Origin of the sequence: Nocardia sp. NPDC056000 (assembly GCF_042269265.1) — a bacterium.
Lineage (GTDB): Bacteria > Actinomycetota > Actinomycetes > Mycobacteriales > Mycobacteriaceae > Nocardia.
In genome coordinates this window covers 286020-308892 of sequence record NZ_JBHJXS010000009.1, presented here as the reverse complement: position 1 = coordinate 308892, position 22873 = coordinate 286020, and the positions used below count along the sequence as shown (strand labels likewise).

23 protein-coding genes are annotated in these 22873 nt (G+C 64.9%); 14 read left to right on the top strand and 9 right to left on the bottom strand.

Annotation, left to right across the window (positions count from 1 at the left end):
• The first annotated feature begins 75 nt into the window (after positions 1-75).
• The 3 genes from ACFC4D_RS26785 (at position 76) to ACFC4D_RS26775 (ending at position 6767) form a co-directional block, all read left to right on the top strand.
• Positions 76-1092, top strand: coding sequence for a hypothetical protein (locus ACFC4D_RS26785; protein ID WP_376067584.1), 1017 nt, complete (start codon positions 76-78; stop codon positions 1090-1092).
• On the top strand, positions 1089-1811 hold the full coding sequence (locus ACFC4D_RS26780) for a hypothetical protein (RefSeq protein WP_376067583.1): 723 nt from the start codon (positions 1089-1091) through the stop codon (positions 1809-1811). Before ACFC4D_RS26785 ends, ACFC4D_RS26780 begins: the two co-directional genes overlap by 4 nt.
• A gap of 117 nt (positions 1812-1928) precedes the next feature.
• The gene (locus ACFC4D_RS26775; protein ID WP_376067580.1) at positions 1929-6767 is read left to right on the top strand and encodes an NAD-glutamate dehydrogenase; all 4839 of its coding nucleotides are present in this window, start codon (positions 1929-1931) and stop codon (positions 6765-6767) included.
• Positions 6768-6842: 75 nt separating this feature from the next.
• Here the strand turns inward: ACFC4D_RS26775 and ACFC4D_RS26770 are convergent, their stop codons facing one another.
• Positions 6843-7649: a Cof-type HAD-IIB family hydrolase gene (locus ACFC4D_RS26770; RefSeq protein WP_376067578.1), complete on the bottom strand. Its 807-nt coding sequence runs from the start codon at positions 7647-7649 to the stop codon at positions 6843-6845.
• 107 nt (positions 7650-7756) lie between these two features.
• Here ACFC4D_RS26770 and ACFC4D_RS26765 point away from each other — a divergent pair, with 107 nt between their 5' ends.
• Positions 7757-8266, top strand: a complete 510-nt coding sequence (locus tag ACFC4D_RS26765) for a hypothetical protein (RefSeq protein WP_376067576.1) — start codon at positions 7757-7759, stop codon at positions 8264-8266.
• A 93-nt stretch (positions 8267-8359) separates the two neighbouring features.
• Positions 8360-9277, top strand: a complete 918-nt coding sequence (locus tag ACFC4D_RS26760) for a phosphotransferase family protein (protein ID WP_376067573.1) — start codon at positions 8360-8362, stop codon at positions 9275-9277.
• A gap of 45 nt (positions 9278-9322) precedes the next feature.
• On the opposite strand, the gene ACFC4D_RS26755 is transcribed toward ACFC4D_RS26760, so the two are convergent.
• Positions 9323-10000, bottom strand: a complete 678-nt coding sequence (locus tag ACFC4D_RS26755) for a hypothetical protein (protein ID WP_376067571.1) — start codon at positions 9998-10000, stop codon at positions 9323-9325.
• 135 nt (positions 10001-10135) lie between these two features.
• On the opposite strand from ACFC4D_RS26755, the gene ACFC4D_RS26750 reads away from it, so the two are divergent.
• Positions 10136-11263: an epoxide hydrolase family protein gene (locus tag ACFC4D_RS26750; protein ID WP_376067830.1), complete on the top strand. Its 1128-nt coding sequence runs from the start codon at positions 10136-10138 to the stop codon at positions 11261-11263.
• A gap of 53 nt (positions 11264-11316) precedes the next feature.
• Here the strand turns inward: ACFC4D_RS26750 and ACFC4D_RS26745 are convergent, their stop codons facing one another.
• The 5 genes from ACFC4D_RS26745 to ACFC4D_RS26725 all read right to left on the bottom strand — a co-directional run bounded on the left by ACFC4D_RS26745 (position 11317) and on the right by ACFC4D_RS26725 (position 15663).
• Positions 11317-12264 carry a hypothetical protein gene (locus ACFC4D_RS26745; protein WP_376067569.1) on the bottom strand — a complete coding sequence of 316 codons (948 nt, stop codon included), beginning with the start codon at positions 12262-12264 and terminating at the stop codon, positions 11317-11319.
• A 196-nt stretch (positions 12265-12460) separates the two neighbouring features.
• Entirely contained in the window at positions 12461-13003 is a 543-nt protein-coding gene (locus ACFC4D_RS26740; RefSeq protein WP_376067566.1) for a TetR/AcrR family transcriptional regulator, read from the bottom strand.
• Positions 13004-13022: 19 nt separating this feature from the next.
• Positions 13023-13829, bottom strand: a complete 807-nt coding sequence (locus ACFC4D_RS26735; protein ID WP_376067564.1) for an alpha/beta fold hydrolase — start codon at positions 13827-13829, stop codon at positions 13023-13025.
• A gap of 155 nt (positions 13830-13984) precedes the next feature.
• The gene (locus ACFC4D_RS26730) at positions 13985-14830 is read right to left on the bottom strand and encodes a GNAT family N-acetyltransferase (RefSeq protein WP_376067561.1); all 846 of its coding nucleotides are present in this window, start codon (positions 14828-14830) and stop codon (positions 13985-13987) included.
• A 68-nt stretch (positions 14831-14898) separates the two neighbouring features.
• The gene (locus ACFC4D_RS26725; protein ID WP_376067558.1) at positions 14899-15663 is read right to left on the bottom strand and encodes a GNAT family N-acetyltransferase; all 765 of its coding nucleotides are present in this window, start codon (positions 15661-15663) and stop codon (positions 14899-14901) included.
• Between the two features lie 253 nt (positions 15664-15916).
• Between ACFC4D_RS26725 and ACFC4D_RS26720 the strand changes: the two genes are divergently transcribed.
• Both ACFC4D_RS26720 and ACFC4D_RS26715 read left to right on the top strand, forming a co-directional pair.
• The gene (locus ACFC4D_RS26720) at positions 15917-16528 is read left to right on the top strand and encodes a TMEM175 family protein (protein WP_376067555.1); all 612 of its coding nucleotides are present in this window, start codon (positions 15917-15919) and stop codon (positions 16526-16528) included.
• A gap of 78 nt (positions 16529-16606) precedes the next feature.
• Positions 16607-16924: a DUF222 domain-containing protein gene (locus tag ACFC4D_RS26715; protein WP_364650845.1), complete on the top strand. Its 318-nt coding sequence runs from the start codon at positions 16607-16609 to the stop codon at positions 16922-16924.
• A 57-nt stretch (positions 16925-16981) separates the two neighbouring features.
• Here ACFC4D_RS26715 and ACFC4D_RS26710 read toward each other — a convergent pair whose 3' ends face one another.
• Entirely contained in the window at positions 16982-17593 is a 612-nt protein-coding gene (locus ACFC4D_RS26710) for a hypothetical protein (protein WP_376067552.1), read from the bottom strand.
• A gap of 107 nt (positions 17594-17700) precedes the next feature.
• Positions 17701-18531, bottom strand: coding sequence for a helix-turn-helix transcriptional regulator (locus ACFC4D_RS26705; RefSeq protein WP_376067549.1), 831 nt, complete (start codon positions 18529-18531; stop codon positions 17701-17703).
• A 102-nt stretch (positions 18532-18633) separates the two neighbouring features.
• Between ACFC4D_RS26705 and ACFC4D_RS26700 the strand changes: the two genes are divergently transcribed.
• The 6 genes from ACFC4D_RS26700 to thrS all read left to right on the top strand — a co-directional run bounded on the left by ACFC4D_RS26700 (position 18634) and on the right by thrS (position 22867).
• Positions 18634-19356, top strand: coding sequence for an SDR family oxidoreductase (locus ACFC4D_RS26700; RefSeq protein WP_376067547.1), 723 nt, complete (start codon positions 18634-18636; stop codon positions 19354-19356).
• Between the two features lie 131 nt (positions 19357-19487).
• Positions 19488-19907 (top strand): Dabb family protein, encoded by a 420-nt coding sequence (locus ACFC4D_RS26695; protein WP_376067544.1) that lies wholly within the window; start codon positions 19488-19490, stop codon positions 19905-19907.
• A gap of 110 nt (positions 19908-20017) precedes the next feature.
• Positions 20018-20305, top strand: coding sequence for a hypothetical protein (locus ACFC4D_RS26690; RefSeq protein WP_376067542.1), 288 nt, complete (start codon positions 20018-20020; stop codon positions 20303-20305).
• Positions 20306-20431: 126 nt separating this feature from the next.
• Entirely contained in the window at positions 20432-20674 is a 243-nt protein-coding gene (locus ACFC4D_RS26685; RefSeq protein WP_376067539.1) for a DUF2789 family protein, read from the top strand.
• A gap of 131 nt (positions 20675-20805) precedes the next feature.
• Positions 20806-21474 carry a hypothetical protein gene (locus ACFC4D_RS26680; RefSeq protein WP_376067538.1) on the top strand — a complete coding sequence of 223 codons (669 nt, stop codon included), beginning with the start codon at positions 20806-20808 and terminating at the stop codon, positions 21472-21474.
• Positions 21475-21649: 175 nt separating this feature from the next.
• Positions 21650-22867, top strand: coding sequence for a threonine--tRNA ligase (thrS, locus tag ACFC4D_RS26675; RefSeq protein ID WP_376067536.1), 1218 nt, complete (start codon positions 21650-21652; stop codon positions 22865-22867).
• Positions 22868-22873 lie beyond the last annotated feature (6 nt).

The window sequence follows — 22873 nt, the reverse complement described above, 5'->3', positions numbered from 1 at the left end:
ACTCGCGAATTGTCTTCTCGCTGGCGGGAATAGCCTCGAGTCGAATCCGCGCCGGGCCTGGATACGATCCGAGACATGCCCGACAAGGACCCGGGAGATGTTTTTCTCCAGCACCGGGAAGCGGTCCTGGAAGCGTTGTTGTCCGATCCGGCGCTCGGATGGACCGGCACACCCGCCGCGGAGGATCCTCCGCTCGGCGAATTCGATGACGACTTCGACGTCCCCACGCCCGCGGTGCCGGACACCCCGCCCGCACCCGCTACCGGCAGCGGGCCGAAGGCCAGCGAACGCATCCTCGCGCTGCTGAACGGGCAGACCGCCAACACCGAATTCGAATGGTCTGATTACTCGCCCCCGGCGGAGAAGCCCCCGGCGATGCCCGCCGCGGAAGAGGCCGCCGAGCAGCTCACCGCATCCACCGGCGCACGCTCATCGGCTGCCAAGTTCGCCGATCCCATCCGGGAGCTGGCGCTCAAGGCCCGTAACCCCAAGGTGGCCTTGGCAATCGGCGGTGTGCTGGTATTGATCGTGGTGCTCGCCCTGGTGACCTCAGGCGGTGAGCCGGAGAAGACCAGCAATCGCACGGTCCTTGCGACCGCCACCGGACCGGCGACTCCGGCTCCGGCCCAGCCCACCACGACCGCCCCCGCGGGCGGGGTTCCGATCCAGGTCAAATCCGCGCAGTCGCATTGCCCGCCGGGCGGCACCCCCGCGATGGACGCGTTCGCCGGCACCGGCAAGGCGTGGTCCTGCCCGCGCGCCTACAAGGTCGACGGCCAGATCCTGGTCATCGATCTGGGTCGCTCCTACCAGGTCGATTCCATCGGCATCGTGCCCGGCTGGGACGCCATCGGTTCCGACGGCGGTGACCAATGGGCGAAATACCGTACGGCGAGCCGGATTTCATACAAATTCGATGATGCCAATGCCACCACCTACACCCAGCAGACCCTGGATCAACGGGCACTGGTGGTCACCAAGGTGAGCCCGGTCATCAGTGCGACCAAGATCGTGGTGACGGTCCTGGAATCCAAAGGCGATCCGACCGTGAATTCGATCGCCCTGTCCTCGATAGTGGTTACCGGACATTGAGCGTTCTCGATCAGATCTGCGACTACTGCTCCCACCGTAGCCAGGCGGGGACCACGGGCTGCTCCAACTGCGGTGCGCCGCTGGCCAAGGCGGCGGCGCCCATCGCGGCCGCGGTGTCCGGATTCTCCGGTGATCCGTTGGCGCTGCTCGGCCCGGTCGCCGCGAGCGCGGACAAGCTCATAGGCCCAGCGGGCAAGTCCATCGAGGGCGCGGTCAAGGGTGCGGCGAAGTCGGCGCTCAGCGAAGCGGGAATGCGTCTGCCGCAATGGATCGCGGCGCTGGTGGGTGTGATCGCGATGGCGGCCGCGGTCTTCTTCCTGGTGAACTCGTGCGGCCCGGAATTGCGCTCCGGATGGACCAGCCCGACGCGGACACTGCCGCAGACCTTGCTCTCGGCCTCGACCTGTTCCGGGCCGGCGGAGGATGAGCAATGCGTGATCGCAGCCGGAAATCCCTTGCTGTCGGCCGGGATCGGCGGCGGCCGGGAGTTGGCCTATGCCGCGCGCGTGGTTTCGCCCCAGCAACTCTCCAATGATGTGCTGCGGTGGCGATCCGCCGGTGCGACGGTGGTCGCCGACGGCACGACCTTCATCGCCATCAGCCCGACGTGGAATATCTGGTATGCCGATTCCCAGTCGGGCCTGCGGCTCGAGACGGGTGCGTTACCCAATGCCGCGGCCGCCCGCGCGTTCCTGATGCGGTCCGGGCTGCTCGGCTGACCGGTCTTCTCACTGCTGGATATTGGCTACATTAGTTAATGCGCCGTTGTTTAACGGCACATTGAACAGGTGCTGTGACCGTAGGGTGCGGCTCGAATCTCGGGAAGGGTGCGGTCGATGGTGGCAACCACGCTGCAGATGCTTTCGTGGCAGAAGCTCCGCGAAGATCCAGCAGACCTCGAGGCGGTTTACTTCCGATGGATACGCCCGGACGCGACGATCGCCATGGTGACCGATCGCGCCGGACAGATCGTGCGCCGGCACCTGGAACTGGCCGAAACGCGCCGTCCCGGAACGACTGTCACTCGCGTCTACCGTCCCGGTGACGAGAGCGAACTCGGCGCCGCAATTCAAATCGTCAATGACGATATGCCGCTGCTGGTCGACTCGGTGTCGTCGATGCTGCGCCGCCTGGGCGTGACGGTCAGTGAGGTCATCCATCCGGTATTCGATGTGCTGCGCGACAATCGGGGTCGCCTGCGCGCCGTCGCGCCGGGCAATAGCGCTCAGCACGAGGTCGGTGATCACACCATCGCCGAGTCCTGGATCCACGTGCAGCTCGGGCCCGAGGTCGACGTCGCACTGCTGGACCGCATCGAGAGCACCCTGCCCGGCCTGCTCGCCATGATTCGGGGCGTGGCCCGCGACACCGCGGCCATGGCCACCACGCTCGCGAGTGTTGCGAGCGATCTCGAACGCGCCGCGGCCCGCGCCGACGACGCCGAGATCACCGATAACGCGCGGCTGCTGCACTGGCTCGATGAGAGTCGGTTCACCCTGCTCGGATACGGATATCACAGCACCGCAACCGATTCCGAGGGCCAGCCCGAACTGCTGCGTCGCGCCGGGCTCGGGCTGCTGCACGATCGGATCGCCTCGGACCTGGATATTCCCGCCGCGCTGTCGGGTTCGCCGATGCTGCGGCTGTCCAACGGCTCCCTGGACCGGGTGCTGCCCGGATCCCCGGACGGTTACGTCATCAGTGTCGCGGACCTGGGGGACGGGTCCGATCAGTCGCTGCGCGGCACTCACGTCTTCATCGGAACCTTCACCGTCACAGGACAACACGAGAACATCCTGGACATCCCGGTGATCTCGCGGCGGGTGCGCCAGGTGATGGAATGGGCGGGCTTCGGCCTGAATTCCTTCTCCGGCCAGGAGCTGCTCGAACTGTTGCAGACCTTCCCGCGCGCCGAGCTGTTCGCCACCGACGCCCGCCGCCTGTTCGAAACCGTCTCCGGCGTCATGGATTTGGGTCTGCGACGGCAGGTGCGGCTATTCCTGCGGCCCGACCCGCGCGGTGAAGCGGTGTACTGCCTGGTGTATCTGCCTCGCGACCGCTACTCGACCGAGGTGCGGCTGCGCATGCGCGACGTGCTGCGCCTGGAATTCGGGGCCGAACAGATCGACTACTCGGCACGCGCGACCGAGTCCGAGTTGGCCGTCGTGTATTTCACCGTGCACCGGCCCGCCGGAGCTGCAGCGGTCGATGTCTCCGAACAGAACCGCGCTCGGATTCAGGAGCTGCTGTTCGCCACCACTCGCACCTGGTCCGATCTGCTGGTCGCCGAGGCGGCACGCGGTTCGGAGGTGCCACCCGAGGTGGCCGCCGACTATGCGTCCGCGCTGCCCGCCACCTATCGGCAGGAGTTCCCGCCCGCGCGCGGTCTGACCGATCTGCGCCGGCTGCGCGCGCTGGCCGAGGGGGCGATCGATACCCAGCTGTACCGTCAGCCCACCGCGAAGGCGGGGGAGTGGCGTTTCACGCTGTACGTGCACGGCGAAGAGGTTTCGCTGAGCCGGGTGCTGCCCATGCTGCACAGTCTCGGCGTGGAAGTCCTGGACGAGCACCCGTATCCGCTGGAGCTGGCCGACGGCTCGCGCCGCTGGATCTACGATTTCGGATTGCGCGTACCGGTCGCGATCGGTGCGCCGGATCCACTGCCCGGCAATGACATTCGCGAGCGCTTCGCCGACGCCGTCACCGCCATGTGGTTCGGTGCGGTCGAGGTCGACGGGCTCAATGAACTGGTGCTGCGCGCGGGCCTGGACTGGCGGCAGATCGCGTTCCTGCGCGCCTATGCTCGCTACCTCCAGCAGGCGGGCTTCGCGTATTCCTTCGGCAATATCACCCGGGTGCTGCAGAGCCATCCGCTCATCGCGCGTTCGTTCAGCGAATTGTTCGAGGTGCGTTTCGATCCCGACGGTGCGGGCGAACTCGCCGCCGCCCGGGCGTCCGCCCTCGAAGAGGAATTGAGCGCCGAGATCGACGCGGTGGTCAGCCTGGACACCGACCGGATACTGCGTGCGATCCTCGATCTCATCCGAGCTACGCTGCGCACCAGCTACTTTCGGACCGACAAGACCGCGGGCGATCGAGACTACGTGTCGTTCAAGTTCGATCCGCGTCGCATCACCGTACTGCCCGAGCCGCGACCGCAATTCGAGATCTTCGTGTACTCGCCCCGGGTCGAAGGCGTGCACCTGCGGTTCGGTGCGGTGGCGCGCGGCGGGTTGCGCTGGTCCGATCGCCTCGGGGATTTCCGCACCGAGATCCTGGGCCTGGCCAAGACACAGGCGGTGAAGAACGCGGTCATCGTGCCGGTCGGGGCCAAGGGCGGATTCGTGGTGAAACGCCCGCCCGTCGCCACCGGTGACGCGGTCGCCGATCGACAGGCGTTGCAGCAGGAGGGAATTCGCTGCTACCGCACTTTCATCTCCGGACTGCTGGACCTGACCGACAATATCGACCGCACTTCGGGGGAAACCGTGCCCCCGCAACGGGTGGTGCGCCGCGATGCGGACGACACCTATCTGGTGGTCGCGGCCGATAAGGGCACCGCCACCTTCTCCGATATCGCGAATGAGGTTGCCCAGCAATACGATTTCTGGCTGGGTGACGCGTTCGCCTCCGGTGGTTCGGTGGGTTATGACCACAAGGCCATGGGCATCACCGCTCGCGGCGCGTGGGAATCGGTGAAGCGGCATTTCGCCGAAATGGATATCGACACCCAGACAACGGATTTCACCGTCGTCGGTGTCGGTGATATGAGCGGTGACGTATTCGGCAACGGCATGCTGCTGTCCCGGCATATCCGGCTGATCGCCGCCTTCGATCATCGGCACATCTTCCTGGATCCGAACCCGGACGCGGCCGCGTCGTTCGCCGAGCGCGAGCGCATGTTCGCGCTGCCGCGCTCATCCTGGGCGGATTACGATCGTTCGCTGATCAGCACGGGCGGTGGGGTTTTCGATCGCACCGTGAAGGCGATCCCGATCACCGCCGCCGTGCGCACGGCACTCGCCCTGGATCCCGGAGTCGCCATGCTCTCCCCGCTCGAACTCATCCGCGCCATTGTGAAGGCTCCGGTGCAACTGCTCTGGAACGGCGGTATCGGCACGTACATCAAGTCCGCCGCCGAGACCAATGCCGAGGTGGGCGACAAGTCCAATGACGCGGTCCGGGTGAACGCGAATGAACTGCGCGTCAACGTGATCGGTGAGGGCGGCAATCTCGGCATCACCGCGCTGGGCCGCATCGAATTCAGCGACGGCGGTGGTAAGTGCAATACCGACGCGGTCGACAACTCGGCAGGTGTGGATTGCTCGGACCACGAGGTCAATATCAAGGTGCTGCTCGACAGCGTGGTCGCCGCGGGCGAGCTGTCGCTGACCGAACGCAACCTGCTGCTGGCCTCGATGACCGAGGAGGTCGCCGAACTCGTTCTGCGGGACAATATCTCGCAGAACTTCCGGCTCGGCATTTCCCGTGCGCACGCCCCGCAGATGGCCGCGGTACACCGTCGCCTGCTCACCAAGCTCGAATCCGGTGGGCTGGACCGCTCCCTGGAAACGCTGCCTTCCGATAAGGAGATGCGTCGCCGCATCGACGCGGGCACCGGGCTGACCTCGCCCGAATTGGCGAATCTGCTTGCGCACGTGAAGCTCTCGCTCAAGAGCGAACTGCTGGCGGGTGGCCTGCCCGACCATCCGGCCTTCGCCGCCATCCTGCCCGGCTACTTCCCGGAGCCGCTGCGCGAACGATTCGGCGCTGCCCTGCAACGTCACCCGCTGCGTCGCGAGATCATCGCCACCACGGTGGTCAATCGGGTGGTCGACCACGGCGGCATCACCTACGTGTTCCGTTTGGCCGAGGAAATGGGTGTCACGACCGAAGACGCCGTGCGCGCCTTCACCGCTGTCGCCGAAATCTTCGACCTGCACGAACTCTGGCACCGCATCCGGACCACCCCGATGTCCACCGAAGTCCGCGACGATCTCGAACTCGAGACCAAACGCACCCTCGACCGGGCCTCGCGCTGGCTGCTGACCAACCGTCCGCAACCCATCGCTATCGGCGCCGATATCGCCCGCTACCGCCTGGGCGTGCGCGCTCTGAGCCCGCTCGTCCCCACCTGGCAGCCCGGCCGCATAGCCGAAACTCTGCAGGTCCGATCCCAGGAGGCGATCACCCGCGGCGCTCCCCGGGACCTGGCCGAACAGGTCTACCTGCTGATCCATCGCTACCCGCTGCTGGATGTCATCGATATCGCCGAACTCGCCGATCGTGATGCGCGAGATGTGGTTTCGCTCTACTACGCCCTCGACCAGCACTTCGATATCCAACGTCTGTTGGACGCGGTGGTGAGCCTCGAGCGCACCGACCGCTGGCGCACCCTGGCCCGCCTGGCAGTCCGTGACGACCTCTACGACTCGCTGCGCGCCCTGACCCTCGACGTACTCACCACCGCCGCAACGGAAGACAGCACCGAAGACAAAATCGCCTACTGGGAATCCATCAACCGCTCCCGCCTGGTGCGCGCCCGCGCCGCCCTCGCCGAGATCTTCGCCACCGGCACCCTGGACATGGCCACCCTCTCGGTGGCCGCCCGCCAGGTCCGCGGCATGTCCGGCGGCGCGGACTCGGTCCCCACCACCACCGCCTCCCTAGAGTGAGTGACACGGTCCGAGCCGGGAAACCGGCTCGGACCGTGAATCATCTTGCTGGGGAGATCATTTCGGTTTCCGGCACTATCGGCCGAAGAGCCGCTCGATGACGACCGCGACCCCGTCCTCGTCATTGGACACGGTATGGCGTGCCACCGCTGCCAGCACCCGTGCGTGGGCATTACCCATCGCGTACCCGGTCCCGGCCCAATTCAAGATCGTGAGATCGTTCGGCATATCACCGAAGGCATGAACATCGGCGGCATCGATACCGCGTTCGGCGCACAGTGCGGCAAGCGTCCCCGCTTTGGTGACGCCCGGCGCACTGATCTCCAGCAGCCCCGGCCCGCCGGAGTGCGTGAACTGCGCCAGCCCCGGCGCTGCTTCCTCGGCCACGGCCAGCAGGAAGTCCGCGTCATACCGCTCCGAGTGCGCAAGGAGCTTCACGATCGGAGTCGTGAGCGTCCACAGATCGGCCAGCGCCCGCACGGGCGACTCGAACCCGGGAAGCTCCGCGAACCGCATCCGATAGCGCGGCTCATAAATCACCGAACCACCTGTCTCAACAGCGAATCCGACCTCTTTGATCACCCTCGCGACCGCCCCCGCCACCGCCTCGGCCGCATCAACCGACAGCACCCTAGACTCGACCACGGTGCGAGAGGCGATGTCATACACCACCGCCCCGTTGCTACACACCGCTGTTCCGCTCAACCCGGTCACCTCGGCGAGCGCATCGACATAACGCGTCGGGCGAGCGGTAACAACCACCACCTCCACCCCGGCATCAGCAGCAGTCCGCAACGCATCCAGCGTGCGCCGCGAGATAGTCCCATCCCCGCGCAACAGCGTGCCATCAAGATCGGTAGCAATAAGCCGAGGCAGCGTCATCGACCCACTCTAAGGACCTGTCCCCGCCGAGGCGACGCAAATTTCGGCGCCGATGCTGCGCCGAGCCCTTCGCCGCTGAGCGACACCACCTATGGCACGCTCGCACCATGGACGATCCACTCGCATTCGACAACGAACGGATGGTCCACCTGGATCGCGGCACCTATCAATGGGTGAGTGTGAAGACCTTCCGGATAACCGCAGACCACCCGGCACACGACCTCCTCTCCGCCCTCATCCACCATCCCCAGTACCGCGACAACTACGCCGGCGGCGGCCCCGACGACCAATCCACCCCAAACCTGCACGGTCCCTACCTACTCGACCGAATCCATCCCGACACCTTCACCCGCATCACTCCATCCGCCGCACAGGATCTGTTGCAGCAGTGGGCAACCCGCGCGTGCGGAACCGTATCGCCCGCAGTCCAATCCGACCTGAACCAATGGCTGTACTCAACCCTGCCGGGCAGCACCGTATTCGAACTGCCCAACATGCGCCCGACGGCCGAACATGACTGGGGCTGGGTTGTCGGAGCCATCAACGGCTTTCACGAACTGGTCACCATCAACCAATCGAGCCGCGTGCTGACTCTGATCGTCGCCTCCGACGACTGACCGCCTCGTCTATACCTGGACGTCGAGAGCCACCGAGCTACAGCCGGAAAATCCCGTGCTGCTGGGTCGGCATTGCTCCTATGATGCGGCCCTATGCTGTCCCGTCCCGAGTTCATCACCGATGAGGCGATCGCGCAGGCGGTCGCTGCGCAGTGGTTGCCCGAAATCACCGATACCAGCTACCTGCCGTGGGGTTTCGGCGCACATCACTGGCGGGTGATCAGCGGGGGCACAACCGTATTCGTCACATTGGACCAATTGGCGCCTCGGCATACGGCGGCATCTCTCGAGGCTGCGTACGCCGGGGCCGCTGCCTTGGCTACGGCCGGTCTGGCCGCGGTGTGTGCTCCGATTCCCGCCCGGACCGGTCAATTCACCGTTGATTTCGGGCACGGTGCGCTCAGTGTGACGCCTTGGCTGCAGGGTTGCAGTCCTACTGAGGAGGAGGCTCGTGAGCCTCGGCATGTTCGCGACGTTGTTCTCGCACTGAGTGAGCTGCATCGCGCTGCTCCACCCGAGGGCCTGAGGTCATGGGTGCCGCAGGTGGCCCCGGGTTTCGCCGACGAGTTGCAGGCGCGCACCGCCGAGCCCTGGACAAGTGGCCCGCTGGCTGACCAGGCCCGCCTCGCTCTCGTTGCGCACATCGACGCAACCCGGCACTGGACCGACCGCTACCTGGACCTGGCGCAAACGGCACTCGCCCAGCAGGATTCCTGGGTCCCCACCCACGGTGAACCGCACAACGACAACCAGGTCGTAACCGCCGAGGGCATCCGATTCGTCGACTGGGAGTCACTGGCTCTCGCCCCGCCCGAACGCGACTACGCGGACCTGCTCACCGCATCACCCGACCTGCACCCAGACCCTGCGATGGTGGAACTGTTCGCCCTCGACTGGCGCCTTTCCGAAATCGCCGAGTACACACGCTGGTTCGCCGCCCCGCACACCGGCACCGAAGACGACCACACCGCTCTAGCAGGTCTATTCGAAGAATTGGGATATGCCGACTGACCTGTTCGATGCGGTCCGAGTCTCAGCAGGTCGTGAAGTACTTCTTCAACGTGTCCGGGGCGCCGTCGGATTTGGCCTTGGACCAGCAGACATTGTGGGGGAAGCGAACATAGTCGCGCCACGGACCACGGTTGTGCGGGCGACGACTCGCTGGCTGTCACCCGGCACATCCCACGAGATCACCGCCCACAAATCCTCGCAGACACTGACCTGTGTGGTCGCGGACCGAAGTTGCTGGTCTACGTTGAGATCGTGCACGAAAGTCTGTGCTGCACAAGTAGGTACGGGCGCCGGATCCTGAAACCGCAAGCGCCCGTTCACCTTCTGCCCCGCCGACTCTACGAACAGGGTGTGCATCCCCTCCGGAACCGGGTTGGTCCCCTTCGGCGCGTCCATGCCGAACCGATAGCACCCCACCGGCATATCCTCGAATACCGCCTGCCCGGCCAAATCGGTGACCCCATCCCAGCTCCCCACCTCGGACGCACCCTCGGGCAGATCCCGCTTGCCCACATCGCACGGCTCGTAGCGCCGAATATGCACCGGCACATAGGGAATCGCCGTTCCTCGAGGGGTCACCGTCTGCAACACCACGGTCCCGGTCTTCGCCCCTACGGGTTGCGCCTTCGAAGGAGCGCTCGCCCCCGACCCGCCCCGATCAGGCTCGCACCCCGAGATGGCCACCATCATCCCGATCGCCAAGGCAGCCTGAGCGATTCCCATCCCGCGGATTCTCATACTCATAACATCGCGTCATCTCGACCATGATTAACCGGGCCGCTGCCGCCAGATCTGGGGGGTTTCACATCTCGAACGAAATCTGCTATCACCGCGAAGGAGCCATGAATGTCCGAGACCATCAATGCGTTTCGCATCGACATCCCCCAAACCAGACTTGACGACCTGAGCCTGCGTTTGGCGCGAACTCGCTGGCCCGAGTCGCAACCGGTGTCGGACTGGTCGCAGGGCGTCCCGCTGGACACCATGATCGGCCTGTGCCGCTACTGGATGGACGAATACGACTGGCGTGCCACCGAGCGCAGGCTCAACCGGATCTCACAGTTTCGCACCATCATCGACGGCCTGCCGATCCACTTCCTCCACGTGCGCTCCCTCGACCCGAAAGCCACGCCGGTGGTGCTCACCCATGGCTGGCCCGGTTCGTTCCTGGAATTCGAGCGCCTGATTCCACTGCTCACCAGCCCGCCCGACGGTGAGCCAGCGTTCCATGTCGTGGTTCCCTCACTACCCGGATACGCCTTCAGCGGTAAGCCCACAACCACCGGCTGGGGCATCGATCGCATCGCGCGCGCCTGGTGCGAATTGATGACCCGGCTGGAATATCCGCGGTTCCTCGCCGCCGGCAGCGACTGGGGCACCAGCATCTCCACCAAAATCGCCCTCCAGCAACCACACCGGTTGACCGGCCTCCATCTCGTACCGCCGCTCGCCCCACCCGATCACACCGTGTCTCTCACCGACGCAGAACAAGCCGCACTCGCCGACCTGGAAGAACGCACCCGCACCGGCTCCGGTTACTCGGCCATGCACAGCACCCGACCGCAGACCCTGGGGTACGGCCTGACCGACTCACCCGCCGCCCTCGCCGCATGGATCGCGGAAAAGCTGTACACCTGGACCGATGCTCCCGGCCTGACCCGCGACCAGATCCTCGACAACATCACCCTCTACTGGCTCACCGGCACCGCCACATCCTCGATGCGGTTGTACTGGGAGAGCATCGCCGAGGTGAGCCAATGGTTCACCGCCGCTGTCGACGACACGATCGACGTGCCCACCGGCTGCAGCATCTACCCCAAAGAAGTCCCACGCCCCTCCCACCGCTGGGCAGCCCGCCGATTCACCAACATCGTGCACTGGAGCGAACCGGCCGCCGGTGGACACTTCGCCGCATGGGAACAACCCGACCTCTTCGCCGTCGACCTACGAGCGACCGCCGCCGCCATCCTCGCCGCTGCACGCTAGACCGGTGGTGAGCTGCCCGTCACGCTCTGTTTCCACAATCCTGATCGCACCGATCAGGTGACCGGGATACCCAGTACCGACAGATCCGCGTCGTCGGCCTGCGAGTAGTAGTTGTAGCCGTAAACGGTTAGCTCAGTGGGTGATTCGATCTTCGATGCCCGCAGTCCGATCACCACCTGCTCGGCGAACTCTCGATACGTGCCGGTGTACCTGGGATGGCGCGATGGCAGGCGAAATTCCCAGACCGGGCCCCAGGCTTCGTCGTGTTCAGTCCATCCGTGCGCGGCCAGGCCCTCGTTGATCTCGGGGGCGTAACGTGTCTCATCGTTGCGGAGAGATTCCACGTACAAGACGCCTTGTTCGTCGACGAACTGGGCACCGCCACGATCGCAGTGAATTACCGCCATGGTGCCGACGGGACTGCCCTCCAGCAGCGCGACGATGTTCTCGGCGAACCGTTCCCACTCGGTCATAGCCCGACGCCGCTCTTCGGCCCGGTGCCGCAGTTCGGCCAGCCGGCGCGGGCCGTGCTCGGAATCACCGCCCAGCCTGCTCAGCGAGCCCTCGCCGACAACCGACAGGAGCGGACTGGCTGCTGCCACCAAATCCGCGTTCTGCCGCCAATACTCGGCGTCGAGAAACCCGACCGCGTGATTGTCGCCGCGGGTATCGAGGCTCACCATGACCAAACCCTCCGGCCGGCAATGTTCGCCGATGAGCTCGAGGAGCCGCTCGATGCCGTCGGCGGAGTCCAGGAACGGAAGTTCACCGACAAAGTCGCAGTACCAACCCCAATCCATCTCGCTCGGGTAGCTCGCCAGCGCCCGAATATGATTCAGGATCGCGTCGTGACAGTCATCCAAGAGCACGAAGGTAAGAATGTCGTTGACCCACAACAGGTTCGCCAACCCGTCGGTGTCATGGTCGGGCAACTCGATGCCGGGGGCGAGCAGCTGGATAACCGCACACTCAGCGGCATCCCATTTGGTATCGAACGACATGAAATCCCTTAACTGGAAACAACTCTGCAGTGTGCCCACCGAAACGGACTCACACCGCGTCACGCTACATCGCGACTACGACAACCTGATCACCCGCAACCCAAGCGCCACCACAATGTTCTTGCCCAACAGCACGCCGTTCTCTGTGTGAGTGCAGCGGCATTTAACGATCGTCAGCGGCCAAGACGATGAATTGTCACTCGATGCACCAATTCCGGAGGGCCAAATCGATTGCGCGCGTGAGTCGTTCGAAGCTTCGGTCAACCGGGCGGGGCATGGCGAACCCGCCCGAGAGTTCGAGTGATACGAAGCCGTGCAGCGTACTGCGCAGGTAGCGGGCCGCGTCGACGGCATCATCGCCCTCGATGCCGTAGCCGGCGAAGATGTCGTAGAGAGTCGACAGGATTTCCCGCATCGCCTGGGCGGCTTGGTCGTCCTCGGGTGCCGGAGCGCGCAAAATGCTTGCGTAGCATCCGGGATGGGATTGGGCGAAGGCTCGGTAGCCGCGGGCGGTGGCGCGAACTGCGTCGGATCCAGACTTGCCGGTGGCCGCTTGCCGCAGGGTGCTGCCGAGCTCGGTCAGCATCCGCAGGGTCAGCAGTCGCTGCAGGCCGTCGAGGCTGTTGATGTGCTTGTATAGGCTCGGTTGGGCGATCCCGAATCGTCTGGCGATTTCGGTGAGGGTGAGTCGCTCGAACCCCACCTCGTCGGCCAGGCGTATCGCCTCGGCCACGATCACGTCGGGCGACAGGCCCGCCCTAGGCATGAGTTACCTGGCTGATCAGCTGACCGATGGCGGCGGCCGTTTCCTTCGGGGCCTGGGCCTGGGGGAAGTGGCCGATTCCGGGGATCATCACTACCTCGGCGCGCAGCTGTCGGCCGATCCACTCGGCCTCAGCAGCCGGGTCCTGCCAATCCACGTCCGCCGCGCCCATGACGATGACCGCCGGTGTTTTGACCTTGCTCAGCCGCTGCTCGGCCGGGGCGTGCGAAGTGCGCCCGGTATGCACGAACGCCGCCCAGTGCCCCGGTCGGCGCATGTTCTGCCGGACCCGAGTCTTGTGTTCGGCATAGTCCACCGGCTTCGCGCCAGGCAGCCACTTCGGGTAGTAGGTCATGAATGCGGCTGGTCCCCAAGGCTTTACCAAGAGGATCCGCATCAGCAGTTTCATGAAGGGGCCAACCTGTGGATCGCGAACCATCGGCCCGAGCAGCGCCAGACCGCGCACCTTCTCCGACGCTTCGACCGCGACGATGACGCCTGCCCCCGCACCCATCGAGTTCCCGACGATGAAGACCGGTTCGCCGAGTTCGTCGATGAGTGCTCGCAGGTCGGTGGCCAGCGCGGCATCGTCGTAGGAGGTGAAGGTGGCGTCGCTGTCGCCGTGTCCGCGGATATCCATGGTCACCACGCGACAGCCCTGCGCGGCTAGTAGAGGCACGAGATGCCGGTAGCTCTGGCGTAGTTCACTCCACGCGGGCACGCAAATGACGAAAGGGCCTGCGGTGCCGGTGATGTCGTACGCGATACGGCCCTCGGGTCGTTGCAGAAAGCTATATATCATAGCTAAAAAGCTAGATGCTATAGCCAAGGCTGGCAAGACTTCGTGATTGATTTGTGGTGCACGTTCTGAAATCTGCTGTGCTGCAGAGCTATCAGCTAGCTGCGCGCAATTCGAGATCGAGAGGCGACCGCGGGTCCCCGCCGCGAGGGGCGAGTTCAGGCTGTGGGCCGCACGAAGTCGTAGTTGATGTAATCGCCGACTGGTTCGTAGCCCAGTGCCTGGTAGATCTTGTTCGAGGTTGGGTTGGCGACGTCGGCGTTCAGGCACGGGCGCGATCCTTCGGCGAGGATTTCGCTCGAGACGTGTGAGGTCAGCGCGCTCGCGTAGCCGTGTCCGCGCGTTAGCCGTGGGGTGTAGACCGGCCCGAGGCGCGTCATGCCGAAGAGCGTGACCGAATGGCCGGCCAGGCTGACCGGTTGGCCATCGTGTTCCCAAAGCCACCAGCGCCCGGCTCGTATGCGCGCGTCCACGTCATTGTGGGTCATTGGGGGTTCGGCTATCTCCGTTGCGAACTCGTCGGTCCAGCGCAGGCACAGGGCGAGGTCGTCAGCTGTGCCACGGCGTGGCCGTCCCGGCGCGTATGCGGGCCGGAGTGTGTCGAGTTGGTAGGAACGAATGCTGTTGTTCGCTCGAAACTCGTTGCCCCGCAGCGCTGTCCATTGTCGCGCGAATTCCGCGGCTGACTCGGGAGGCCCGAACACACCCGGTGCGTCCGGGATCACTGGACCAAGTGCCGTAACTGCCATTTCGATTGCGGCGAAGGGCAATTCGGTTGCCAGGATGCGCCGACCCGGTGTCCGCATCAGCGCGCCGACAACCACCGCGTCAGCGCGCACCACCGCGAAGAAGGACGGGGAGGGATGAACCACGAGGCCGGTGACCCGATCCTGCACATTCGACAGGATCAACGTGTGGCGCACCGGATCACGCATCAGAGACTCGAACGCCGCATCCTTGAATTGCTTTGGGTCGCTGGTTACTTCGACCGTATAGCGCGTCATTGCTCGACCGTACCGATAGCGTCCGGCTCGCGTCCGCTTCGGTCGATGTCTCTCGCGGAACGACGCGGTCAGCCCGCAGCGGGCGGACCCGAATTGTCGGTGCCGGGGAATGTCATCTTCGTCCAGGTCGCGGTCCGGGTGAACCCGAGCCGCTCGTAAACAGCCTGCGCCGGATTGGTTTCGGTGACGGCCAGCCCCAGTGCCGTCAGGCCCGCGCTGCTCGCGCGGGCGATCGCGCAGCGGAGCAGGAGAGTGCCCAGTCCGGTGTACGCGGGCCCGGGCTGCCGGAAGGCCTCCGAAATCCATGGGCCTCCGAGCGGCGGCTCGCCCTCGTAGTCCTGGACCAGGACCGCGGCGACGGCCCGATCGCCGTCCCATGCCACGATGCTGCACGGAAGCATCGGGCCTATGAGTGTCCCGTCGTAGAGCCCGTCCAGGGCTTGCAAAGCGTCATCGTCGTAGTCGGGATGGCTCGGTGGATATGCCGCCAGCAATGCCTCGTGCAAAGCGGCGGGCTTGGTCTCACCGGCGGGAACGACGCGCAGCCCGGCGGGCAGTTCCGGTTCGGGCTCGGGTGGGGGCAGTGGCAGCGTGTAGGTGTGGAAGACGCGGATGGTCTGTGCTCCCGCGTCCACGAGTGCGGACCCGAATGCGCCTTCGGCGGTACCGCCCCAACCTGCGAGGGACCGCACGACGGCGTCGGCTGCGGCATCACTGGAATACCCTGGCGCGCAGACTATTTCATCGGCCCAGGGCTTGCCGTCGTGTTCGTCTCGTTCGAAGAATGCGCACGGGACTCCGCGGTCATCGAGAACCGGCTCGCTCGAACTCATCGTGATCCCTTCCACTCCAGAACTGCCGCTACCTCGATACATCCAACAGCAAGCTGATCAACCCAGCCCAGCCGATTCGCTGAAACGGTTGGTACGCAGGTTCTCTGATTGCCGAGATTTCTGTATCGCCCCGCGAGAGGCCACTACTTCGGCGCGGCTGACCACGCAGAACAGCGGCATTCTCGTACAGTCCTGACCTAGGACCGACGCGTCGACCGAGGAAGTCCCCGTTCGGCCGCTGAACCCTTCCAGGGTGGAGGCGTTCAGTGACGGCGTCATGGCAATCGCCATCACCTTGCTGGTCATCGAAATCCGCCTGCCGGAGAGCCAGGACGATCTGCTGAAGCAACTCCTGGGGTTGTGGCCGAGTTACCTCGCCTACCTGGGATCGTTCGCCACCATCGGGGTGATCTGGTTGACTCACCACGCCTTCTTCGCCCGCATCCGGCAGGTGAATGGCCCGCTCCAGGTCGGCAATCTGCTGGTCCTGCTCTGTGTGGCGTTCCTGCCATTTCCCACAACGGTATTGGCGCATCATCTCGAGGATGGCGGTCGGAATGCCGGTGTCGCCACCGCTTTCTACTTCCTTACCGCCGCGGTTCAGGCGGGCGCGTGGGTTGTCATGTGGTCAGCTGTGCGCCGGGATCCGACGCTGCTGCGGCCCGGCTACCCGGCCACTGTGGCCCGGACCGAGACCCGCCAGGCGGCAATCGGATTCGTGGCGCTCGCCGCGATCGCCGTGATCGGGCTGTTCGTGCCTATCGCCGCGCTGACCTTCTACCTGGTCGCAGTGGTGGGCTATGCCCTACCCGCGATGGCTTGGCCGCGTCATACGCGCAGCCGGGCGGGTCGCGCCTCGGACTGATCCGCTGCCCGGCCGACAGCCGGATTCAGCAAAACAAATACTCGAACATATGTTCTATCCTGGGGTAGTCTGTCACGCGTGAACACACATTCGATCGCGCTGGCGCCGGATGCTCCGGCACCGGGATGGCCGGACCTGACCGATGTCGACCTGCTGCGCACCCTCGTCGAAACCGAACGCCGCCGAAAGCGGCTCGATGCCGCCATGCGCGCCGCGGTCGCCGAAGCCCAGCGCCGCGGCCTCGCCGCCGACACCGGCTACCGCGACACCGTGGATCTATTGACCGATCTGCTTCGAATCAGCGCCAACGAAGCCCGCCGCCGCATCGAATGCGCCGCACCGCAGGCCCGCTCACGTTCCAGAAAAGTGTGGAAGGTCCTGGCAGCCGCAAGCTGAGCCAGTGCCCGGTCTTGCTCGAGGACGACCGACGTAGTGGTCATCGTTCGAAGTGCGTTAGCAGAAGTCGAGCCACCACCAACCGCCCCCCAATTCCATTGTGGGGCAAATGGGTTCGCCGAACCCGTCGTAGGGTCCGGGCTCGGGCGTTCCGACGAAATGCCCGTAACCGAAAGCGTCGTCGGGGATCCCGATGTAGTCGGGCACGAACCGCACCGGATGTCCACCGCTGGTGCCGATCACCGCCACCCGGCAGTTCGCCGAAACGAAACACAGGTGCTCGGGCAACTCGACACCGTAGTACTCGATCTTCCGATCCTGTGGTAGCTCCATCGCCGCGATAGCGCTGAATGCGGGTCTCTCGAGCCAAAACCGGGTCCACGCATTGGCTTCCGTATTGAAGAACAGAAAAATCGGCCCGCCCAGCCCGATCAACGTCAGTACCGCGGTTGCCGCCAGCGTCCCCCGTCGCCCACTGCGCGCGGCCAGATACAGCGCCAGCACGAAGAAGGTCAGGACTGTCGCGAATATCGCCAGCAACAACGGAAAGGCGAAGATCCAGAACTTCGTGACTATCCACCCGCGATGCAGCATCACGCCCAGCGCAATCACTGCTAAAAGCAAGGCGCACAATGGAATAGCGGAAGATCGATGATTCTTGACGAACATCACAGCAACCTATAACGGCGATGTGCAGGCTCCGCGCCGGAATTGTGAGGATCCTGTGCGGGCTCGCATTGGCGCTCAGCGGCACCGAGTCCCGCAGCCCTGTCCAGCTAGGGATTTTCGCGGATGGTGGCGGCGAGGGAGCCGAGCAGGGTGAGGGCGTGGCTGCTGGGGGAGTCGGGGGCGGCGTGATAGACGACGAGGGTTTGGCCGGGGGTGGAACGGACGTCGAAGGTTTGCATTGTCAAGGTGAGGGGGCCGACGTCGCGGTGGTGGAAGTTCTTGCTCTGCATGGACTTTCCGCGAGCGTCGTGCGTGGTCCACAGGCGCGTGAATTCCGGGCTGCGGGAGCGTAATTCGTTGAGCACCTGCTGGATTCGTGAGTCGTCGGGGGCTTCGCCGTGGCCGAAACGGAATCCGGCCACCGCGTTTCGAGCCACGTCGTGCCAGGCCGTATAGAACTGTCGCGCAACGGGATCGGTGAAGACGATGTGCATGAGGTTGCGCGAGTGGGTCCAGTCGTGGAAGAGCGCGTCGGCGATCGCGTTGGAGGCCAGGACATCACAGGCGCGGTTGTAGACGATGGCGGGATTGTCCGGCCACGCCGTCATGAGTTGCCGCAGGCTCGGGTCGACGCGGTCGGGTGCGGCGGAGGTGCGGGTGCGCGGGGCTAGACCGGCCAGGCGGAACAGGTGCTGCCGACCATCGGCGTCGAGCCGCAAAGCGGAGGACAGCGCATCGACCACCTGCGCCGACGGGCCGCGCTCACGGCCCTGTTCGAGCCGGACGTAGTAGTCGACGCTGACCCCGACCAGCAGTGCTATTTCCTCACGCCGCAAACCGGGCACCCGACGCGGCCCTAGTGACGGAAGGCCAACCCGCTCGGGCCGTAATTGCGCACGGCGGGCGCGCAGGTAGTCGCCGAGCTCGGTGGGTGCCATAACAGTCATGGTAGGTCGCGCCCATGTGGTGAACCTGGGTGCGTTACTCCCAGGAGAACGCTGTCCTGTCACCGCGGCTCCAGCGACGCCACTGTTGTCGGCATGACTACTGAACAGAAGACAGTGCTGGTCACCGGTGCCAGCAGCGGAATCGGCGAAGCGATCGCCGCCCGGCTGGCGGAGGCGGGACATCACGTCGTCGTGGGTGCCCGGCGTCTCGACCGCCTGCACGCACTTGCCGAACGCACCGACGGCGACCTGCACCCGATGCGGCTCGACGTCACCGATCCGGCGGACGTCACCGCATTCGTCGCGGCCGCACACCAGCGGACCGGACGGGTCGATGTGCTGGTCAACAACGCCGGGGTAATGCCGCTGTCCAGGCTCGACTCACTGCTGGTCGACGAATGGAACCGGATGATCGACGTGAACATTCGTGGCTTGCTGCACGGAATCGGTTCGGCCCTACCGTATTTCACCGCGCAGGGAACGGGGCACTTCGTCACGATCGCGAGTGTTGGTGCGCACGAGGTCGTTCCGACCGGTGCGGTGTACAGCGGCACCAAGTACGCCGCCTGGGCGATCACCGAAGGACTGCGGCAGGAGTGCGATCCCTCGGTGCGAGTTACGACCATCTCACCCGGGGTGGTCACCTCCGAATTGGCGGACTCCATCACCGAACCCGGTGCGGCACAGGCGATGCGCGCGTACCGGGCACACGCCATCACCCCGGACGCGATAGCCGCGGCGGTCGCGTATGCCATCGATCAGCCCGCCGACGTCGACGTGAACGAGATCATTCTGCGGCCGACCCGGCAGCGGTGACGAGCCGATGAAAATCCACGCGGAGGGGTGACAGCCGAGCGGAGTGAGTGTACAGTCACTCACATAGTGATCGAGCAGTCACTCACCCGGCTGGCTCGCAAGAGGAAACACCGATCAGAAGGTTGAAAACGATGATCTACCACGGCAATCGCTTCACCGTTAAGCCCGGAGTCCCCGCCGACAAGCTTGAAGAAGCCCTGGAAAGCCTGCGCAATCAGGGCCGCCAGATCCCATCGGTTCGGCACTTCATCGTCGGCCCCGACCACGGCGGCGAATACGACTACGGCGCGGTGTACATCATCGACGACCTCGATGGCTACTGGGAATACCTCATCCACCCGTCCCACCTGCACACCGACCGCATCGGCCTCCCCCTCGTCGACAAATTCGTATCCTTCGACATCGCAGACGACCCAGACCCCGAACTCGGCGCGAAAATCGCCGCCCTACACCAGCGCCGCTACGACAACTACCCCGAAGTCACCCAACTGGTTTCGGATCTCGGCGAATACCACGGCAGCGCGGCCCCGGGCCGGCATGGGAACAACTAGGCTCACATTGCCGGCCGCGCCGACCATGGAAATGGGGGCAGGCATTTGAAATTCCAGCGCTTCTGATGTGCGTAGGGTGACAGCCACATCAAGAAGCGCGAGGAGCACCCATGAAAGCCACTGCCAGCCAACGCATTCTCGTAGCGGCCGCCGGATGCCTGCTCGCCGTCGCAACGGCCGGTACCGCAGCCGCCGCCCCGTTGACCCTGCAACCCGCCGCCGACGAACCCTCGGCACCGGCCATTGCCTCCGGCGATGGATCCTTCGACGCCCTCGCCCACGGCGACGTCGGGTTCTCGGTGAGCCAGGGCTCCAGCCAGGTGTTCTTCAAGCTACTTCCCCTGGTGGCCTGCGACCTCCTCGGCTCGAGCACCCCATTCATCTGCGGCTACAAGTAGTGAGATCGGGCCGAAGGTTTGCTGCTGAGTTGACCGTGGAATACCAACGGGCAGAGCATGATCCAGCTCTCGGGTAGCCAAGGAAAATGCGGAGCGGATTGTCGCGCTCGGAACTAGATTCGGAGTGTGGACGACGAGGATGACTGGCAGTATTCGCTTGCAGATCTGTTCGACTCGTTGGGATTGCCCAGCGGTGCTGAGGATATCGAGCAGTTTGTCACCAGGCATTCGATTCTGAAGCGGACCATTCGCCTGTCCGATGCTCATTTCTGGACTCCGAATCAGCGAGACCTCTTCTGGGTTCTTCGGGAGGACGGACACTACGACCAAGCCCTCGATGAGTTGGATGAACTGCTGCGGCGAGCCTGACGCGAGGAAGCGCGCCTCCGATCGACCTTGATACCGGTGCGGTCACGACTCCTGGGCGGCCGCGCGTTCTGGCGCTAGCGTGGAGAGTTCACGGCGTGCATGCGCCGGGGTATGGTCCAAGGGGGTTCGTTATGTCCGACAACACTTCTCGCACAGCGCGATTACGACAGTTGCTGCGGCGTGGGTCCGACGGCGGCGCGGGGACGCCCATCGATGAGTCCCGGCAGGCGTCATCGCCCGAAATGGTCGAGGAGAAGCGGCCGCCCAAGCGGGTCTGCCCGCGCTTGCCCGACTGGGTGTTCACGCTGTCGGGATCCGAGTTGCAGAAGATGCTCGACTACAGCGGCAAGGACCTCGGCAGCGGCGTGAATCGTGGTGACCGCCGACCTGTACCGGTCGCGGACACCATTCCTCCCGCACTTACGGTCACCGACTATCTCGCGCACCGCCAGCGGTCGGTTGCGATCAGGCTGATCATGGACTGTGCCGAGAACAAGCCGGGCAGCGTGCTGGAATTCGTGCAGCGCTGCGATGCCGATGAGTTGCGCCGGGTGTGGGCGGGAACCAAGGGCGCGGACGCACTGATCACCACGGCCACGGCAGGTCCGATTCCCGTGCTGGCATTGCTGGCGGCCGAGCTGCTGGATCGTGCACACCGCTGGCAGGATCTCGGCGAACTCGGGCGCGCTGCGGAAAGTGTTGGCTACCGGGCGAATCAGCTGTTCCGCGACTACGTCCATGCCGACGAGATGGACGCCAGGAAGGCGGCTTGGGGCCGGGAAGCACATCACCGGTGCTGATATCCGTTGTGCCGGGCAAGAGGTGCGGGGTACCGTGCCCGGCATGCAGCGCGCTCACGTCACCACGACGCCGGAGTACATCCCGGCGCGCTGATGCTGTTCTGATCAAAGCCCCGGGCGGATGCCCGGGGCTTTCGCATGTGGTCATCCGCCTTCTACCGGAAGGAAGATCCACGTGTACGACCATCGCAAACTCGGCCGGGAACTCGGCCTGTTCGACACCGACCCACTGATCGGGGCCGGACTCCCGTACTGGCTGCCCGATGGCGCGATCGTGCGGCACAGTCTCGAGGAGTACATCCGCACCGTCGAACGGCGAGCGGGATATCAGCACGTGTACTCACCGGTGCTCGGCAAGCGGGAACTGTACGAAATCTCCGGCCACTGGGCACATTACGACGATGACATGTATCCGCCGATGACCATCGGCGGTGAGCAGATGGTGTTGCGTCCCAGCCTGTGTCCGCATCACGCGGTGATGTATCGCTCCCAAACGCACAGCTATCGTGAGCTGCCGCTGCGCATGGCCGAGCTCGGCGCGATGTATCGCTCCGAATTATCCGGTGTGCTGGGCGGTTTGACCCGGGTGCGGTGCATCCAGCTCAATGACGCGCACATCTTCTGCACCCTGGACCAGGTCGCCGACGAGGCATCCGCCGCACTCGCGCTCATCGGCTCCGCCTACCGGGCCCTGGGAATCACCGGTGCCCGCTACCGCCTCTCACTCCCGGGAGCGGGCGGGAAATACGTTGCGGCCCCGCAGATGTGGCAGCGTGCGAGCAAAATCCTGAGCGAAGTGCTCGATCGATCCGGTGTGCCGTACGAAGCCGCCGAGGGCGAAGCGGCGTTCTACGGCCCGAAGATCGATATTCAAGTCAGCGATCATGCCGGGCGCGAATCAACCCTGTCCACCGTGCAGGTCGACTTCCACCAACCCGAGCAATTCGACCTGCACTACATCGGCGCCGACGGAGCCAAGCATCGCCCGGTCATGGTGCACCGCAGCATTATCGGCAGCGTCGAACGCGCGGTCGCGCACTTGATCGAAAAGCACGGCGGAGCCTTCCCGGCCTGGCTCGCACCCGTGCAAGTCGTGGTGCTGCCGGTGTCCGAAGCTCAGGAACCCGCGGCTGCCCGACTCCGCGATGAGTGCCTGAACGCGGATCTACGCGTGCAGGTGGTGAGCGCCGACGCGGGCAGCCTGTCCGCGCGGGTACGTCAAACCCGCCTGGCCCCATACCAATTCATCCTCGGCCCGGCCGAGGCCGATAACGAACAGGTGGCGATCCGCCTGCGCGACGGACGCCGCCTGCCCGCTCAACCGGTCGCTGACGTCATCGCCCGAATCCGGGCACTGATTCAGACCCATGACGCCGGTCTGTGGACCGACTGATACCTA

Bases quoted from the DNA above. Each gene is read 5' to 3' on its own strand.
- ACFC4D_RS26785 (WP_376067584.1), top strand. From the start codon at position 76: ATGCCCGACAAGGACCCGGGAGATGTTTTTCTCCAGCACCGGGAAGCG.
- ACFC4D_RS26760 (WP_376067573.1), top strand. From the start codon at position 8,360: ATGCTGTCCCGTCCCGAGTTCATCACCGATGAGGCGATCGCGCAGGCG.
- ACFC4D_RS26690 (WP_376067542.1), top strand. From the start codon at position 20,018: ATGAAAGCCACTGCCAGCCAACGCATTCTCGTAGCGGCCGCCGGATGC.
- ACFC4D_RS26725 (WP_376067558.1), bottom strand. From the start codon at position 15,663: ATGAGTTCGAGCGAGCCGGTTCTCGATGACCGCGGAGTCCCGTGCGCA.
- ACFC4D_RS26765 (WP_376067576.1), top strand. From the start codon at position 7,757: ATGGACGATCCACTCGCATTCGACAACGAACGGATGGTCCACCTGGAT.
- ACFC4D_RS26680 (WP_376067538.1), top strand. From the start codon at position 20,806: ATGTCCGACAACACTTCTCGCACAGCGCGATTACGACAGTTGCTGCGG.
- ACFC4D_RS26695 (WP_376067544.1), top strand. From the start codon at position 19,488: ATGATCTACCACGGCAATCGCTTCACCGTTAAGCCCGGAGTCCCCGCC.
- ACFC4D_RS26730 (WP_376067561.1), bottom strand. From the start codon at position 14,830: ATGACGCGCTATACGGTCGAAGTAACCAGCGACCCAAAGCAATTCAAG.
- ACFC4D_RS26700 (WP_376067547.1), top strand. From the start codon at position 18,634: ATGACTACTGAACAGAAGACAGTGCTGGTCACCGGTGCCAGCAGCGGA.
- ACFC4D_RS26735 (WP_376067564.1), bottom strand. From the start codon at position 13,829: ATGATATATAGCTTTCTGCAACGACCCGAGGGCCGTATCGCGTACGAC.
- ACFC4D_RS26770 (WP_376067578.1), bottom strand. From the start codon at position 7,649: ATGACGCTGCCTCGGCTTATTGCTACCGATCTTGATGGCACGCTGTTG.
- ACFC4D_RS26710 (WP_376067552.1), bottom strand. From the start codon at position 17,593: ATGTTCGTCAAGAATCATCGATCTTCCGCTATTCCATTGTGCGCCTTG.
- ACFC4D_RS26705 (WP_376067549.1), bottom strand. From the start codon at position 18,531: ATGGCACCCACCGAGCTCGGCGACTACCTGCGCGCCCGCCGTGCGCAA.
- ACFC4D_RS26745 (WP_376067569.1), bottom strand. From the start codon at position 12,264: ATGTCGTTCGATACCAAATGGGATGCCGCTGAGTGTGCGGTTATCCAG.
- ACFC4D_RS26755 (WP_376067571.1), bottom strand. From the start codon at position 10,000: ATGGGAATCGCTCAGGCTGCCTTGGCGATCGGGATGATGGTGGCCATC.
- ACFC4D_RS26775 (WP_376067580.1), top strand. From the start codon at position 1,929: ATGGTGGCAACCACGCTGCAGATGCTTTCGTGGCAGAAGCTCCGCGAA.